Origin of the sequence: Streptomyces sp. NPDC058464, from assembly GCF_042721035.1 — a bacterium.
Lineage (GTDB): Bacteria > Actinomycetota > Actinomycetes > Streptomycetales > Streptomycetaceae > Streptomyces.
Genome location: NZ_JBHXMA010000006.1, coordinates 41,857 through 57,532, shown reverse-complemented (window position 1 = coordinate 57,532; position 15,676 = coordinate 41,857). Strand labels below are relative to the sequence as shown.

Genomic DNA, 15,676 nt, shown 5'->3' with positions numbered 1-15,676 from the left:
CTAGAGAGATACGGATGTGGCGCCGCCTCCCCGGCCATGAACGGGGAGGCGGTTGTCACGCTACTCGCCAAGCCAGGTCCCGTCGGGCTACGCCCGCAGTTGACGCTGCGCCGCGATCTTCGACGACAGGCTGTAGATGTCGATGAAGCCCTTGGCCGCGGCCTGGTCGAACGAGTCGCCGGTGTCGTAGGTGGCGAGGTTGAAGTCGTAGAGGGAGGAGTCTGAGCGGCGGCCGGTGACGACCGCCCGGCCGCCGTGGAGCGTCATGCGGATGTCTCCGGTGACGTGCCGGTTGGCCTCGTCGACGAAGCCGTCCAGGGCGCGCTTGAGCGGGGAGAACCACTGGCCGTCGTAGACGAGTTCGCCCCAGCGCTGCTCCACCTGCCGCTTGTAGCGGGCGAGTTCGCGTTCGACGGTGACGTTCTCCAGCTCCTGGTGGGCCGTGATGAGCGCGATCGCGCCCGGGGCCTCGTACACCTCGCGGGACTTGATGCCGACGAGGCGGTCCTCGACCATGTCGATGCGGCCGACGCCCTGGGCGCCCGCGCGCTCGTTGAGCTCCTGGATGGCCTGGAGGACGGAGACGGGCCTGCCGTCGATCGCGACCGGGGCGCCCGCCTCGAAGGTGACGACCACCTCGTCGGCCTCGCGCGGGGTGGCCGGGTTCTGCGTGTACTCGTAGATGTCCTCGATCGGGCCGTTCCAGATGTCTTCCAGGAAGCCGGTCTCGACGGCGCGGCCGAAGACGTTCTGGTCGATGGAGTACGGGGACTTCTTGGTGGTCGCGATCGGGAGCTTCTTCGCCTCGCAGAAGGCGATGGCCCTGTCGCGGGTCATCGCGTAGTCGCGGACCGGTGCGATGCAGGTCAGGTCGGGGGCGAGGGCGACGATGCCGGCCTCGAAGCGGACCTGGTCGTTGCCCTTGCCGGTGCAGCCGTGGGCGACCGTCGTGGCGCCGTGCTTGCGGGCGGCGGCCACCAGGTGCTTGACGATCGCCGGGCGGGAGAGGGCGGAGACCAGCGGGTAGCGGTCCATGTAGAGGGCGTTGGCCCTGATCGCCGGGAGGCAGTACTCGTCGGCGAACTCGTCCCTGGCGTCGGCGACCTCCGCCTCGACCGCACCGCAGGCCAGGGCGCGCTTGCGGATGACGTCCAGGTCCTCGCCGCCCTGGCCGACGTCCACCGCGACGGCGATGACCTCGGCGCCCGTCTCCTCGGCGATCCAGCCGATGGCGACGGAGGTGTCCAGCCCGCCGGAGTAGGCGAGTACGACGCGCTCGGTCATGGGTCCCTCCTCCCGTACATCCACTCACTATGCATGAGTATGCAGAGCTCTGCATGATTCGTCAATCCGACGGGATTCGTCGAACAGATGTGAAAAAGGTTTGAACAAACGAAACCGCTTTCTCGTACCCATCCCTGAACGCCGGCGCCGCGTTTGTAAACCCACCTCTGACCCAAGTGAGGCATCCGCATGTCCAGGGCTCTTCCGAAGTACAACAAGCGTCGCGTCGCGCTCATCGGCGGCGCTGCCGCCGTGGCGCTCTCCGGTGCGGTCATCGCCGGTTCGGCCCTCGCCGGTACGCCCGACAAGAGCAGTGGCACGAACAACGCGCGCACCCTCGCCGCCTCGCCCGGCACGATCACCTGCCCGGACGTCGCCTCCCAGCTGCCCGCGATCCCGGCCTCCGCGAAGGCCGAGGTGGACCGGAACCTCACGCTCCTCCAGACGCAGATCCAGGAGGCGAACAAGCGGCTGGTCGACACGGTGGGCCAGGGTGGCCCGAACTTCGTGAACAACGCGATCCTCGGCCCCCTCAAGGACAAGCGGGTGGCGACCATCAACCGGATCGCCACCGCGATCGGCCGGACGGCGGCCAAGCCGACCGGCCTGGACTCGCTGGCGCCGTGCACCCTGAACGCGAGCGGGACGAGCACGAACACGGGCAGCGGTACGGCGACGGGCACCGCCTCCGCCACGCCGAGCACCGCCGCCACCCAGCAGCAGTCGACGGGCAGCACCGGCAGCACGAACACGAACACCAGCGCCGTCGGCACGATCACCTGCCCGGACGTCGCCTCGCAGCTGCCGGCCATCCCTGCGTCCGCGCAGGCGGAGGTCACCCGCAACCTCACCCTGCTCCAGACCCAGATCCAGGAGGCCAACACCCGGCTCCAGAACACGGTCGGCCAGGGTGGCCCGAACTTCGTGCAGAACGCGATCCTCGGCCCGCTGGCGGACAAGCGGAAGTCGACCATCGACCGCATCGCCATCGCGATCGGCCGGACCTCGACCAAGCCGACCGGCCTCGACTCCCTGGCCGCCTGCACGCTCACCAAGTGACGTGACAGGCAGCTGTGGCCGCCCCGTGTACAGCGCCGGCCGGGGCGGCCGCAGTGGGGCCTGTCCGGATCCCGGAATTCCTTAGACGTGTGAAGTAACCGCGTCGATAATTTCCGGGTATGGGAAAGACCTATGAGCGCATCGACGGCAGGCTCCGCACGTTCATCGAGGAACAGCCCCTGTTCTTCACCGCCACGGCCCCGCTCGCGGGCGACGGCACGGTCAACCTCTCCCCCAAGGGCCTCAAGGGCTCCTTCGCCGTACTCGACGAACTCACCCTCGCCTACCTGGACTTCGCCGGCTCCAACGCCGAGACCATCGCCCATCTGCGGGAGAACGGCCGTATCACCCTGATGTGGTGCGCGTTCCAGGGCCCGCCGAACATCGTGCGGGTGCACGGCCGCGGCGAGGCGGTCTTCCGCGACGACCCCCGCTTCGCGGAACTCCTCACCCGTTTCCCGGACATCGACCCGGCCCTGCACGGCCTGCGCGCGATCATCGTCGTCCACGCCGAACTCATTCGCGACAGCTGTGGTTACGCGGTCCCCTACCTGGCGTACGAGGCCGACCGGGACCTGCACGGGAAGCGCTTCGCGCGGGAGGACGACGCCTCGCTGAGCGCGTACTTCGAGAAGAAGGACCACATCGCGGTGAGCCTGGACGGCCTACCCGGGCTGCCGTTGCCGCTGCCTCCGTCTACCGTCTGAGCCATGCGCCCAGGCTTCGTCGTCACCCTTGTCTCCGCGTCCCTGCTGCTGCTCGGTGCGGCACCGGGAGACGGGGACACCTCTCCGCTGCCGGCCCGGATGGCCGACACGGGCGGCGGCAGCCAGCTGATCACCGCCGAGGCGTCGGCACTGAGCTCGACGTCGGGGACCCTGACCTGGTGGGAGCGCCGGGACGGGCAGTGGGAGCAGGTGGGGTCGGCCGCCGCGCGGTTCGGGGCGAAGGGGCTGGTCGAGGGGGCCAAGCGGCAGCAGGGCACGAACACGACACCGACCGGGCTGTACGACCTCCCGTTCGGGTTCGGTCTCCAGGCGGCGCCGACGGGGACCACCGTCGAGTACCGGCCGGTGACCGCGAATTCGTGGTGGTGCCAGGACAACGACTCCGCCTCCTACAACCGTTGGGTCGAGCCGCTGCCGTCCGACTGCCGGGCCGCCGAGTCGGAGAAGCTGTCGTCGTTCACGACGCAGTACGGGTATGCGCTGGTGATCGGGTTCAACTATGCGCAGCCGGTGCGGGGGCGGGGGGCCGGGATCTTTCTGCATGTCAACGGGGCGGGGGCTACGGCCGGGTGCGTGTCGGTGCCGGAGGATGCGATGCGGCGGATTCTGCAGTGGGCGGATCCGAAGGAGGCGCCGCATATTGCGATCGGGACAGTGGACGGGGATACGGCTCTTACCCGGTACTGAGGGTGCGGTTGCGCCGTCGGGGTGCGGGAGTGTCGGCGGGTGCCGGTTGTGTGTGGCTGGTCGCGCCCACGCGGCGGAGCCGCAAATTGATACAGTCCCGCGCCCCTAGGTATCTCCGCTGGTCGCAAGTTCGACCGTGAACGTTGTTGACCCTGGGACGCTCTCCAAGGCGACCGTCCCCCCGTGCGCCTCCACCACCGCCGCCACGATGGACAGGCCCAGGCCCGCTCCGCCGCCGGGGGCGTCCGGGCGGCGGCGGTGTTCTGCTCGGGTGAAGCGTTCGAAGACGCCGGGCTGGATGTCCGGCGGGATGCCGGGGCCGTCGTCGTGGACGTGGAGGACCGCCGTCCCGTCGTCCGTCTCCAGGGTCACCGTCACCTTCGTGCCGGCGGGGGTGTGCAGACGTGCGTTGGCCAGCAGGTTGGCCAGTACCTGCTGGAGGCGGTGGGTGTCACCGGTCACCGTCACCGGTTCCTCGGGGAGGTCGAGGGTCCAGCGGTGGTCGGGGCCCGCGGCGCGGGCGTCCGTGACCGCGTCCAGGACGAGGTGGGTGAGGTCGACCGGGTGGCTCTCCAGGGGGCGGCCGGCGTCCAGGCGGGCCAGCAGGAGGAGGTCGTCGACCATCTCGCCCATGCGGGAGGACTCGGCGGCGATGCGTTCCAGGGCCCGGGTGATCCCGGGAGGCAGCGGGCCCGGGTGGAGCAGTGCCAGTTCCGCGTGGCCGCGGACCGAGGCGACCGGGGTGCGCAGTTCGTGGCTGGCGTCGGCCGCGAAGGAGCGCAGGCGTTCCTCGCTGGCATGGCGTTTCGTCAGCGCGTCCTCGACGTGGCCCAGCATGCGGTTGAAGGCGGCGGCCACCCGGCCGACCTCGCTGCGGGGGTCGGATTCGGGGGCTCGGGGCGGCAGCGCCACCTCACCGCTGGCGAGCGAGAGTTCGCTGACCCGGGTGGCGGTGGCCGCGACGCGGCTCAGCGGGCGCAGGGACCAGCGGACCCAGAGGGCGCCGGCCACCCCGGCCGCGGCGAGGGCGAGGCCGAAGACACCGGCGGCGACCAGTTCCAGGCGGTGCACGGTGGCCCGTACCGGTTCCAGGGGCAGACCGGTGATCAGGACGTCGCCGTCGCGGCCCGTCCAGGCCAGGAGCCGGTAGTCGCCGATCGAGGAGAGGCGGACCGTGTGGCCGCGGCCGTCCACCGGCAGTGCGGCGAGGGCCGCGCGATCGTGGTCGGTGAGGGCGACGGTCAGGTCCGGGTCGGCGCCGGAGGGGATCAGGGCCGCGTTGGTGACCCGGCCCTTGAGCGTGCGGGCGCCGAAGGTGCCGGCGGCCTGGCGGCGGGTGTCCCCGTGCTCGTCGCCGTCCCGGTCGCTGGGTTTGAACTTCCCGTGTTCGAGGGACTGCGGGAAGCTCGGGCCGGTCTGCTGGAGCTGCTGGTCCAGGCGCCCGGTGAGGAAGCCGTTCAGCTCGACCACCGCCGCGACGCCGACGGCCGCGCAGCTCACCGCCAGCAGCACGACCAGGCCGGCGGTGAGGCGGGCACGGAGGGTGCGGGGGATGCGGGGGCGGGGCAGGCGCCGCAGCAGCCGTCGTAGGAGATTCACCTGGTCACCTGGTCACTCACCTGGTCGCCGGCTTGAGGACGTAACCCGCGCCGCGGACCGTGTGGATCATGGGCTCGCGGCCCGCGTCCACCTTCTTGCGCAGGTAGGAGATGTACAGCTCCACGACATGGGCGCGGCCGCCGAAGTCGTAGGACCAGACGCGGTCGAGGATCTGCGCCTTGCTGAGGACGCGGCGCGGGTTGCGCATCATGAAGCGGAGGAGCTCGAACTCGGTCGGGGAGAGCTCGATCAGCTCGCCTGCCCGGGTCACCTCGCGGGCCTCCTCGTCCATGGTCAGGTCGCCGACGACCATCCGGGGGCCGTCCTCCTGCTGGCGGGCCATGCCGGCGCGGCGCAGCAGGCCGCGCAGCCGGGCGACCACCTCCTCCAGGCTGAACGGCTTGGTCACGTAGTCGTCGCCGCCCGCGGTGATGCCGGCGATGCGGTCCTCGACGGCGTCCCGGGCGGTGAGGAAGAGCACACAGACGTCCGGCTTGACCTGGTGCAGCGAGCGGAGCACGGCGAAGCCGTCCGTGTCCGGGAGCATCACGTCGAGGACCACCGCGTCCGGCAGCAGCTCCCGCGCCGTGGTCAGCGCCGCCGCGCCGTCGCCGGCCGCGCGGACCTCCCAGCCCTCGTAGCGCAGGGCGCCGGTGAGGACCTCCGCGAGGTCGGGGTCGTCGTCGACGACGAGGACGCGGAGCGGCGTGCCGTCGGGGCGGGTGAGGGCGGGGCGGCCGGAGCGGGTCGTGTTCATCGCGTCTACCAGCATCACCCCTGCGGGCGGCGGGGAGGGACCCCGGGTGCTCTGAGTTTGCTCTGAGTGCGCTGAGCGGGGTGGGGACTGAGAGGTCGCTCAGAGGTTCGGGCTGCACAGTGGCGGGACCGAACGGAGAAAGGACCTCCTCATGACGACCGTGGACGATCGGCGTGCGGCACCCGCCGTGCCCGCCGTGGCCACGCGCCGCTCCCCCGCCGCCGCCGTGCTCGCCGTGCTGTGGGCCGGGGCGGCGGCCGTGATCGTGCTGTGGTGGTCGGACACCGGCTCGGTCGTCGGAGCGGCGGGCTGGCTGACCGGGGCCGGGCGGATCGCCGGGCTGCTGTGCGGGTACGCCTGCGCGGTGCTCGTCGGCCTGATGGCCCGGGTGCCGCTGCTGGAGGTCCGGGTCGGCTCGGACCGGGTGGCCCGGTGGCATGCGATGGCCGGGCGGTACACGGTGTGCCTGCTGGTCGCGCACATCGTGCTGATCCTCACCGGGTACGCGGCCCAGGACCATGCCTCCATCGTCCACGAGACGCTGAACGTCGTCCTGGACTACCCCGACATGCTGAAGGCGACCGCCGGCACGGTGATCCTCTTCGCCGTCGGCATCACCTCGATGCGCGCGGCGCGCCGCCGTACCAGCTACGAGTTCTGGTACTACGTCCACCTGCTCACCTACGCGGCCGTCTTCCTCGCCTTCTTCCACCAGCTGACGCTGGGCAACGACTTCAACGGCAAGCCGGTCGCCACCGCCTTCTGGTACGCGCTGTACCTGGGGGTCGCGGCCCTGGTGGTGTGGTTCCGGGTGCTGGCGCCGGTGCGGCTCAACCTCCGGCACCGGCTGCGGGTGGAGTCCGTGCAGCAGGAGGCGCCCGGCGTGTACTCCGTCGTGGTGCGGGGCCGGCGGATCGGTGAACTCGGCGCGCAGGCGGGGCAGTTCTTCCGCTGGCGGTTCTTCGGCGGCGACGGCATGGGCTGGACGTCCACGCCGTACTCCCTGTCGGCGCCGCCGCGCGGCGACCTGCTGCGGATCACGGTCAAGGCGCTCGGCGACCACAGCACGGCCGTCGCGCTGCTGCGCCCCGGTACCCGGGTGTGGGCGGAGGGGCCGTACGGCTCCCTCACCGCCGACCGGGCGAGCGGGCACCGGTCCCTGCTGATCGCGGCCGGCGTCGGGGTCACCCCGCTGCGGGCGCTCTTCGAGACGCTGCCCGGCGAGGTCACGCTGCTCTACCGGGCGCGTACCGCCGAGGACCTGGCGCTGGGCGGCGAGCTGGAGGCGATCGCGCGGTGGCGCGGGGCCCGGGTGCTCTACGCCCTCAACGGCCCGCACGGCGAACGCCCCGCCCTCACGCCGGACGCGCTGCGGGCGACCGTCCCCGGTCTCGCCGGGCACGACGTGTACATCTGCGGCCCGCACGGCTTCGCCCAGGAGCTGTACGGCGCGCTGCGGGCCGCCGGAGTGCCGGACCGCCGTATCCACCACGAGTCGTTCGAGCTGTGAGGCCCCTGTCGTGCACGCACTGAACAAGAACCGGCCGCTGCGCCGCATCATGCTGGCGAGTGCCGCCACCGTCTCCGGGATAGTGATGCTGCTGGCGCTGAAGCCGCACACCGCCCCGACCGTGATCACCGACTCGGCGGCCGCCGCCCCGTCGGCCGGCGCGAGCGCCTCACCGGGCGCGAGCAGCGGCTCAAGCGGCTCCGGCTCCGGCAGCTCCGGCTCCAGCTCCGGCAGCTCCGGCTCCAGCTCCGGCAGCTCCGGCTCCAGCTCCGGCAGCTCCGGCAGTTCCGGCAAGTCCGGGAGCAGCAGCACCGGCACCAAGACCGTGACCGGGGACACCGTCCAGACCCGCTGGGGTCCCGTCCAGGTGAAGGTGACCATCAAGAGCGGCAAGATCACCGACGTCACGGCCGTGCAGTACCCGTCGGACAACCCCCGGGACCAGCAGATCAACGACTACGCCCTCCCCCAGCTGCGCAGTGAGGCGCTGGCGGCGCAGAGCGCGAGCATCGACACGGTCTCCGGGGCCACCTACACCAGCCAGGGTTACCAGCAGTCACTCCAGTCGGCACTGGACTCCGCGGGTCTCTGAACACTCGGGCAGTACGGCACGTATCTGTGGGCCAAGGGTCAATTCCCTACGGAGGAACCGTGACCACCACGCTCGCAGGCGGACGTGCCGCCCGACGACAGACGATGCGCCGCATCCGCCCGCGCCGCTCCCCGGCAGTTCCGCTGCTGCTCGCCGTATGGGCGGGTGCGGCGGCCGTGCTGTGGCTGTGGTGGCACAACACCCCGTCCATCGCCGACCAGAACGGCAAGATCCTCAACGCGGGCCGGATCACCGGCCTGCTGGCGGGCTATCTGATGGCGCTGGTGGTGCTCCAGATGGCCCGGGTGCCCGCGCTGGAGCGGCGGGTCGGCTCCGACCGTGTCGCCCGCTGGCACGCGATGAGCGGCCGCTACACGCTCTGCCTGGTCTTCGCGCACGTCTTCCTCATCATGTGGGGCTACGCGCTGCAGGCCGGCAAGACGCTGAACGACATCGTCCAGCAGACCATCGACTCCGTGAACCAGCTCCCCGACATGGGCAAGGCCGCCATCGGCACCGGCCTGTTCGTCGTCATCGGCCTGACCTCGATCGGCCCGGTCCGGCGCCGGATCCCGTACGACACCTGGTACCACGTGCACCTGCTGACGTACGCGGCGGTGTTCCTGACCTTCTGGCACCAGATCACCACCGGCAACGACTTCGCCCTCACGCCGATGGCCAAGACCTTCTGGTACGGCCTGTACGGCGCGGTCACCGCGCTGGTGGTCTGGTACCGGATCCTCACCCCGATCCGGCTCAACCTGCGGCACCGGATGCGGGTCGAGGCGGTCATCGAGGAGACGCCCGGCATCGTGTCGGTGCTGATCGGCGGGCGCAAGCTGCACCGGATGGGCGCGGAGGCCGGCCAGTTCTTCCGCTGGCGGTTCCTGGCCCCCGGGATGCGGTTCAGCTCGCACCCGTACTCCCTGTCGGCGGCACCCCGCCCCGGCATGTTGCGGATCACCGTCAAGGCGATCGGCGACCACAGCGCGCGGCTGCGCGAACTACGGCCCGGGACCAAGGTGTGGGCCGAAGGGCCGTACGGGGCGATGACCGCGTCCCGGCGCAGCCGCGGCAAGGTCCTGCTGGTGGCGGGCGGCGTCGGGATCACGCCCATGCGGGCGCTGTTCGAGACGCTGCCCGGCGCCGCGGGCGACCTGACCCTGCTCTACCGGGCCAACACCACGCAGGACCTGGCCCTCTGGGACGAACTGGCGAAGATCGCCAACGAGCGCGGGGCCCGGCTGATGTACGCGGTCAACAGCCCGGAGGGTGAGCGGCCGGACATCTCCGCCGAGAACCTCCAGCGGAAGATCCCGGACATCGACAACCACGACGTCTTCATGTGCGGCCCGCCCGGGTTCGCGCAGGGCGTGTACGAAGCACTGCGCGGCGCGGGAGTTCCCGCCCGCCGCATCCATCACGAGTCGTTCGAGATGTGAGCGACGGGACCACGCGGGAATCCAGGGAATCGGGAGTTCGTAAGCGATGAGGAAGAGTCACCCCATCAGGCGTGTGGTGCTGGCCACCGCGGCGACCGTGTCCGGTGTCGTGCTGCTGCTGTCGCTGAAGCCGTCGTCGGACCCAGCGTCCGCGTCGGCCGCGGGTGCGGCCCCGTCGGCCGCGGCTGCGGGCCAGGAGTCGCCGCAGGGCGGCACCGGCGCCGCCGGGGCCACGACCGTGGACGGAGACGCGACCCAGACGCAGTACGGCGTCGTGCAGGTCCGGCTGACCGTCGCCAACGGCAAGATCACCCAGGCGCAGGCGATCCAGGCGCCCAAGGGCGGCACCAGCGACCAGAAGACCGCGCTGTCGGTACCGACGCTGAACAAGGAGACGGTGGCGGCGCAGAGCGCCAACATCGACTCGGTCTCCGGGGCGACGTACACGAGCACCGGCTACAAGCAGTCGCTGCAGTCGGCGCTGGACAAGATGAAGGAGGCGGCCGCCTCCTCGTCGTCGGGCTCGTCCTCCTCGTCCGGGTCCGCGCAGGCGCAGGCCAAGACGGTGACCGGGCAGGTCGCGCAGACCCAGTACGGGCCGGTCCAGGTCCGGATCACCGTCTCCGGCGGGAAGATCACCAAGGCGGAGGCCGTGCAGGCGCCCAGCGGCGGCACCAGCGACCAGAAGACGGCGCTCTCCGTCCCGAAGCTCAACCAGGAGGCGGTGGCGGCGCAGAGCGCCAACATCGACTCCGTCTCGGGGGCCACCTACACCAGCACCGGCTACAAGCAGTCCCTGCAGTCGGCGCTGGATCAGGCTGGTGGCTGAGGCCGTGGCGGAGTCCGCGGAAGCTCCCGCCGCGGTGCGTCATGCGGAGGAGGTCATGGGGACAGTCTTCTCCTTCGACGTCCGCGGCGGGGATCCGGAAGCCGTACGGGCGGCCCTCGAAGAGGCCGTCGCCGGGCTGCACCGGGTCGACGAGGTGTTCAGCACCTACCGCGAGGACAGCCAGGTCTCCCGGCTGGCGCGGGAGGAGATCGGCGTCGCCGACTGCGATCCCGAGGTCGCCGAGGTGCTGGAGCTGGCGGCCGAGGCGGAGCGGGTGAGCGACGGCTGGTTCAGCACCCGCTACCGGGGCCGGCTCGACCCCACGGGGATCGTGAAGGGCTGGTCCGCCGAGCGGGCGGCCCGGCTGCTCCGGCAGGTGGCCGGGGTCAGCGGGGTGAGCGTGAACGGCGGCGGTGACGTCCAGATGTACGGCGCGCCCGAGCCGACGCGGGCGTGGCGGGTGGGGATCGCCGATCCGCTGCGGCCGGGCGGGCTGGCGGCGGTGATCTCGGCGGCGGGGGTGGCGGAACTGGCGGTCGCCACGTCCGGTACGGCGGAGCGGGGCGCCCATATCGTCGATCCGCGGACGGGCAAGTCGGCGGTGACGGACCTGGTGGCGGTGACGGTGGTGGGGCCGCGGCTGACGTGGGTGGACTGCTGGGCCACGGCGGCGTTCGCGATGGGGTCGCGGGCGGGGTTGGCGTGGCTGGAGTCGCTGCCGGACGTGGAGGGTCTGTTGATCACGGCCGGCGACGAGGTGCGCTGCACCGGGGGCCTGGCCGCGCGTCTGGGCTGAGGTGGGGGTGGGGACACTTACCCGCGCCGGCAGGGCGCAGCTATGCAGCCGACGCGACTACAGCGCCCCCGTAAGGGGCGCTGGGGGTACCCCCGGCCGAAGGCTGGGGGAGGAACTGCGCGACAAGCCCCCACCGGCCCGCAGCCGAACATCGACCGCAAAGTTTTTTCATTTCGTCCCGCAAAACGCCATCTCTCCCTCCCTTTCGGCCGTACCCCCTGTGAAGCAAGTTTCGGGAGGAACACCATGGCCGTCTTCAGCAACCTCATGCCGTTCAACCATCGGGACCGCGACCGCGATCGCAACGACCGCCACGGAGACCGTCACGGCCACGACCACAACCACGGCCACGACCGTCACGGGCACCGGCACGACCACGGCGGCGACCGGCACGGCCACGGCCACAACCACTACTGACCACCCCTGAAGGCTGAGCGGACCGGCGCCGGGTCGGCCGGTCCGCTCGCCGGCGGTTTCCGAGGAACCCTGTCATGGCGCCCGACACCGTGGTCACGGCCGCTCCCCCGGTCTCCCCGCGCGAGGTCTTCCGGCGGTTCTGGCCGTACACCCGAGGCGGCCGCCGCTGGCTCGTGCCGCTCGTCCTGCTGGGTCTGACCGCCCCCGCGGTCGACGCCGCGGAACTGTGGCTCTTCAAGTTCGTCGTCGACGACGTGCTCGTCGCGCGGGAGTTGCGACCTCTGCTGTGGATCGCACCGGCCTACCTCGGCCTCGTCCTGTGCTCCGGCGCCCTCGGCTCCGCCGACGACGTGACGTCCACCTGGGTCGGCGAACGCTTCCTGCTCACGCTGCGCTCCGAGGTGTTCCGGCATGTCCAGGGACTCTCGCTCGGCTTCTTCGAACGCCGTCGGCTCGGGGACGTGCTGTCCAGGGTCACCGGCGACGTCGACGCGGTGGAGGCGTTCCTGCTCTCGGGTGTCGCGGACGCCCTGTACTACCTGATCAGCCTGGGCGTCTACCTCGGCCTGCTGTTCTACCTCCGCTGGGACCTGACCCTGCTCGCCCTCGTCGTCGTACCGCTGTTCTGGGGCGCGGCCCGGCACTTCTCGCGGCTGATCAGGGAGGCCTCCCGGGAGCGCAGGCGCCGTGGCGGGGCGCTCGGCGCGATCGCCGAGGAGTCCCTGGGCAACGTCGTCCTCGTGCAGGCGTACAACCGGCAGGCGTGGGAGGCGGGCCGGTTCGAGCGGGAGAACGCCGGGCGGTTCCGGGCGGCGATGGCCTCGGCACGGATCCACGCCGTGTACGAACCCGCGGTCGAGTTCGTGGAGGTGGCCGGCGGCCTCGCGGTGCTGGCTCTCGGCACCTGGGAACTGGCCCAGGGCCGGCTCACGCCCGGCGGACTGCTGGTGTTCCTCGCGCTGATCGGCAAGCTGTACAGCCCGGTCCACGGGCTGTCCGGGCTCGGCACCACCTTCTACACGGCCTCCGCCGCCGCGGAACGCATCATCGAACTGCTCGACGAGCGGCCCCAGGTGACCGAGGCGGCCGGGGTGCGCCGGATCCGCCGGGCGCGGGGTGCGGTGGAGTTCGACGGGGTGTGGTTCCGCTATCCCGGTACCGCGGCCTGGGCGCTGTCGGACGTGTCGTTCCGGGCGGCTCCCGGGGAGACGCTGGCGCTGGTCGGGGCGAGCGGGGCGGGCAAGTCCACGCTCGCGAAGCTGCAGTTGCGGTTCTACGACCCCGACCGGGGGGCGGTCCGTCTCGACGGCATCGATCTGCGCGACCTCAGCCTGACCGACGTCCGGGAGAACATCGCCGTGGTGCTGCAGGAGACGCTCGTCTTCCACGGCACCGTGCGGGAGAACATCGCCTACGGCCGGCCGGCGGCCACGGACGCGGAGATCGTCGCGGCGGCGCGGGCCGCGGACGCGCACGAGTTCGTCGAGCGGCTCCCGGACGGCTACGACACGCTCGTCGGACAGCGCGGCAGGACGCTCTCCGGCGGGCAGTGCCGGCGGCTGGCGATCGCCCGGGCGATGGTCCGGGACGCGCCGGTGCTCCTCCTGGACGAGCCGACCGCCGGGCTGGACGTCCGCTCGGCCCGGCGGGTCATGGAGCCGCTGCGCCGGCTCATGGCGGGGCGGACCACCGTGGTCGTCTCGCACCATCTGCCGGCCGTCCGCGACGCGACCCGGATCGTGGTGCTCGACCGCGGCCGGGTCGTCGAGGACGGCGCGCCCGCGGAGCTGCTCGGGCGGGAGGGGCCGTACGCCCGGCTGCACCGGCTCGGCGCGGGAGCGGTGCTCTCCTGATGCCGCTCTCCTGATGCCGCTCTCCTGATGCCGCTGTGCTGATCCCCCGGTCACGTCTCCGGGGTCACCACCTGGCCCTTCTGCAGCTGGGCGGTGGCCAGGACGGTGCCGGTGGGAGAGTCGAGGCGGGCGGCGGAGTACCTGGTGAGGTCGACGGGGACGGCGACGCCCCAGTTGCCGCGTCCGGCGCGCAGGGGGAAGTCGCCGACCCGTGTGGTCGTACCGTCGGCGCGGGCGAGGAGGCAGCTGACCTTGCCGTTGTAGGGGGCGCCGGGGAGGGCGACGGAGACGAAGATCCAGGCGGGGCTGCCGGGGTGGGCGTAGACCTCGCCGACGGGCTCCCCGCCGCCGGCCGGGATCATGTCGCCGACCAGCACGGGCTCGGACTCGACCGCGGGCGCCGAGGCGGTGACGGCCCCCTCGACGGCGCTGCCGATCGCCCAGCCGGCGAAGCCGACGGCGACCGCGGCGGTGGCGGCGACGGCCGCGAGCCGCAGCCGGAGGCGCCGGACACGGCTGCGTCGGCCCTGGGCGGCGGCGCGGGTGGGCCCGGCCCCCTCCGCCCCGGTGGCCTGCTCGGCCAGGCTGCGCGCCACCCGGGTCTCGAAGCCGGGCGGCGGTTCGCTCTCCGGCAGCAGGCCGATCAACCGGTCGCCGATCCCGGTGAGTTGGCGTACGTACTCCCGGCAGTCCGCGCATCCGTCCAGATGGGCGACCGCCTCGGCCCGCTCGCGGCCGGGCAGGACGCCCAGCGCAAGTTCGGCGCCGACCTCGCGCAGCTTCTCGCAGTGCGCGTCACCGGACATGGTCGCCTCCCTTCGGGGACGCGAGCGCGGTGCGGAGTTTCGCCATCGCGGCTCTGATCCGCGTCTTCGCGGTGCCCAGCGGGATCCGTTCCGCGTCGGCGATCTGCTGGGCCGTCATGCCGTAGATGCCGGCCATCATCAGGGCCCGGGCCTGGTCCCGCGGCAGCCGGGCGAGCGCGGCCCGGAGCTGGGTGGAGGCCTCGTCGGCCAGGGCCCACCGTTCGGGGGTCTCGGTGACGGCGTCGAGGAGGGGGTCGAGGTCCTCGGGTGCCATCGGTTCGGTCCGCCGGGCGCGGACGGCGTCGACCGCGAGGTTGTGCGCGATGGTGGTGAGCCAGGTCGTGACCGAGCCGCGGCGCGAGTCGTAGATCTGGGCGTGCCGCCAGGCGCGCTCGAACGTCTGCTGGGCGACGTCCTCGGCGAGCTGCTGGTCCCCGGTCACGGCCATCGCGACCCCGAAGACCCGGTGCTGGAACCGCCGTACGAAGAGCTCGGCGAGCTCCGGGTCTCCGGTGGCCAGCCCGGACAGCAGAGCCTCGTCCGGGAGGCGGCCGACGGGGAACCGGAATCCCGACACACCCCTGTATACGTTCGACGGCCGCCAGGGGATTGCCCGCCCGCCTGACCGCTCGCCGCGGAAGATCACACAGCCATTGTCCGTCGGCCGGCCGGGCCCCGCACGCGGGTCGGCGGCCGGTCGACGGCGGGTCGGCGGCCGGTCGGCGGTGGGTCGGTGGTGGGTCGGTGGCCGCCGTCAGTGGCGCTCAGTGGCCGTTCTGGGCCAGGCGCAGCAGGTGGTCCGCGAGGGCCTGGCCGCCGGTCGGCTCACGGCTGATGAGCAGCAGGGTGTCGTCCCCGGCGATGGTCCCGAGGATGTCGTGCAGTTCCGCCTGGTCGATCGCGGAGGCGAGGAACTGGGCCGCGCCGGGCGGGGTGCGCAGGACGACCAGGTTCGCCGAGGCCTCCGCCGAGATCAGGAGCTCCTGGGAGAGGCGGCGCATCCGCTCCTCCTTGGCCGACTCCCCCAGCGGGGCGCGGGGCGTGCGGAAGCCGCCCTCGCTGGGTACCGCGTAGATCAGCTCGCCGTCGGTGTTGCGGATCTTCACCGCGTTCAGCTCGTCGAGGTCCCGGGAGAGCGTCGCCTGGGTGACCGTGAGGCCGTCGTCGGCGAGCAGCTTCGCGAGCTGGCTCTGCGAGCGCACCGGCTGCCGGTTGAGGATGTCCACGATCCGGCGGTGCCGGGCGGTCCGGGTCTGCGGTACCGCGGGCCCCGCCCCGCCCGACTGGTCGAACTCCTGCGCCTGGCTCATCGTCGTC

Annotated in this window: 16 protein-coding genes; 10 read left to right on the top strand and 6 right to left on the bottom strand. The window is 72.1% G+C overall.

Going from position 1 to position 15,676, the window contains the following annotated elements; translation table 11 throughout:
• Nucleotides 1-87: 87 nt before the first annotated feature.
• The gene (locus tag ACFWPQ_RS10595; protein WP_384032031.1) at nt 88-1,284 is read right to left on the bottom strand and encodes an argininosuccinate synthase; all 1,197 of its coding nucleotides are present in this window, start codon (nt 1,282-1,284) and stop codon (nt 88-90) included.
• Nucleotides 1,285-1,473: 189 nt separating this feature from the next.
• On the opposite strand from ACFWPQ_RS10595, the gene ACFWPQ_RS10590 reads away from it, so the two are divergent.
• The 3 genes from ACFWPQ_RS10590 to ACFWPQ_RS10580 all read left to right on the top strand — a co-directional run bounded on the left by ACFWPQ_RS10590 (nt 1,474) and on the right by ACFWPQ_RS10580 (nt 3,758).
• Nucleotides 1,474-2,343, top strand: a complete 870-nt coding sequence (locus ACFWPQ_RS10590) for a hypothetical protein (RefSeq protein WP_384032029.1) — start codon at nt 1,474-1,476, stop codon at nt 2,341-2,343.
• Between the two features lie 119 nt (nt 2,344-2,462).
• Entirely contained in the window at nt 2,463-3,050 is a 588-nt protein-coding gene (locus ACFWPQ_RS10585) for a pyridoxamine 5'-phosphate oxidase family protein (RefSeq protein WP_384032027.1), read from the top strand.
• Nucleotides 3,051-3,053: 3 nt separating this feature from the next.
• Nucleotides 3,054-3,758, top strand: a complete 705-nt coding sequence (locus ACFWPQ_RS10580) for a L,D-transpeptidase (protein WP_384032025.1) — start codon at nt 3,054-3,056, stop codon at nt 3,756-3,758.
• A 105-nt stretch (nt 3,759-3,863) separates the two neighbouring features.
• On the opposite strand, the gene ACFWPQ_RS10575 is transcribed toward ACFWPQ_RS10580, so the two are convergent.
• Nucleotides 3,864-5,357, bottom strand: coding sequence for a sensor histidine kinase (locus ACFWPQ_RS10575; RefSeq protein ID WP_384032023.1), 1,494 nt, complete (start codon nt 5,355-5,357; stop codon nt 3,864-3,866).
• 16 nt (nt 5,358-5,373) lie between these two features.
• Complete coding sequence (locus ACFWPQ_RS10570; RefSeq protein ID WP_384032021.1) at nt 5,374-6,114, bottom strand: response regulator transcription factor; 741 nt, start codon at nt 6,112-6,114, stop codon at nt 5,374-5,376.
• Nucleotides 6,115-6,265: 151 nt separating this feature from the next.
• On the opposite strand from ACFWPQ_RS10570, the gene ACFWPQ_RS10565 reads away from it, so the two are divergent.
• From ACFWPQ_RS10565 to ACFWPQ_RS10535, 7 genes are all read left to right on the top strand, one after another.
• The gene (locus ACFWPQ_RS10565) at nt 6,266-7,624 is read left to right on the top strand and encodes a ferric reductase-like transmembrane domain-containing protein (RefSeq protein WP_384032019.1); all 1,359 of its coding nucleotides are present in this window, start codon (nt 6,266-6,268) and stop codon (nt 7,622-7,624) included.
• A 10-nt stretch (nt 7,625-7,634) separates the two neighbouring features.
• The gene (locus tag ACFWPQ_RS10560) at nt 7,635-8,216 is read left to right on the top strand and encodes an FMN-binding protein (protein ID WP_384032017.1); all 582 of its coding nucleotides are present in this window, start codon (nt 7,635-7,637) and stop codon (nt 8,214-8,216) included.
• Between the two features lie 59 nt (nt 8,217-8,275).
• The gene (locus ACFWPQ_RS10555) at nt 8,276-9,658 is read left to right on the top strand and encodes a ferric reductase-like transmembrane domain-containing protein (RefSeq protein ID WP_384032014.1); all 1,383 of its coding nucleotides are present in this window, start codon (nt 8,276-8,278) and stop codon (nt 9,656-9,658) included.
• Between the two features lie 46 nt (nt 9,659-9,704).
• Nucleotides 9,705-10,487 carry an FMN-binding protein gene (locus tag ACFWPQ_RS10550; protein ID WP_384032012.1) on the top strand — a complete coding sequence of 261 codons (783 nt, stop codon included), beginning with the start codon at nt 9,705-9,707 and terminating at the stop codon, nt 10,485-10,487.
• 55 nt (nt 10,488-10,542) lie between these two features.
• On the top strand, nt 10,543-11,283 hold the full coding sequence (locus ACFWPQ_RS10545) for an FAD:protein FMN transferase (RefSeq protein ID WP_361291303.1): 741 nt from the start codon (nt 10,543-10,545) through the stop codon (nt 11,281-11,283).
• 246 nt (nt 11,284-11,529) lie between these two features.
• Nucleotides 11,530-11,700: a hypothetical protein gene (locus ACFWPQ_RS10540; RefSeq protein ID WP_384032011.1), complete on the top strand. Its 171-nt coding sequence runs from the start codon at nt 11,530-11,532 to the stop codon at nt 11,698-11,700.
• Nucleotides 11,701-11,774: 74 nt separating this feature from the next.
• Nucleotides 11,775-13,553: an ABC transporter ATP-binding protein gene (locus ACFWPQ_RS10535; RefSeq protein WP_384032009.1), complete on the top strand. Its 1,779-nt coding sequence runs from the start codon at nt 11,775-11,777 to the stop codon at nt 13,551-13,553.
• Between the two features lie 50 nt (nt 13,554-13,603).
• Here ACFWPQ_RS10535 and ACFWPQ_RS10530 read toward each other — a convergent pair whose 3' ends face one another.
• The 3 genes from ACFWPQ_RS10530 to ACFWPQ_RS10520 all read right to left on the bottom strand — a co-directional run bounded on the left by ACFWPQ_RS10530 (nt 13,604) and on the right by ACFWPQ_RS10520 (nt 15,669).
• Complete coding sequence (locus ACFWPQ_RS10530) at nt 13,604-14,359, bottom strand: zf-HC2 domain-containing protein (RefSeq protein WP_384032006.1); 756 nt, start codon at nt 14,357-14,359, stop codon at nt 13,604-13,606.
• Nucleotides 14,349-14,936 (bottom strand): RNA polymerase sigma factor, encoded by a 588-nt coding sequence (locus ACFWPQ_RS10525; protein ID WP_384032004.1) that lies wholly within the window; start codon nt 14,934-14,936, stop codon nt 14,349-14,351. The genes ACFWPQ_RS10530 and ACFWPQ_RS10525 overlap by 11 nt, the downstream gene beginning before the upstream one ends.
• A gap of 187 nt (nt 14,937-15,123) precedes the next feature.
• Nucleotides 15,124-15,669: an arginine repressor gene (locus tag ACFWPQ_RS10520; protein WP_189264716.1), complete on the bottom strand. Its 546-nt coding sequence runs from the start codon at nt 15,667-15,669 to the stop codon at nt 15,124-15,126.
• Nucleotides 15,670-15,676: the final 7 nt, after the last annotated feature.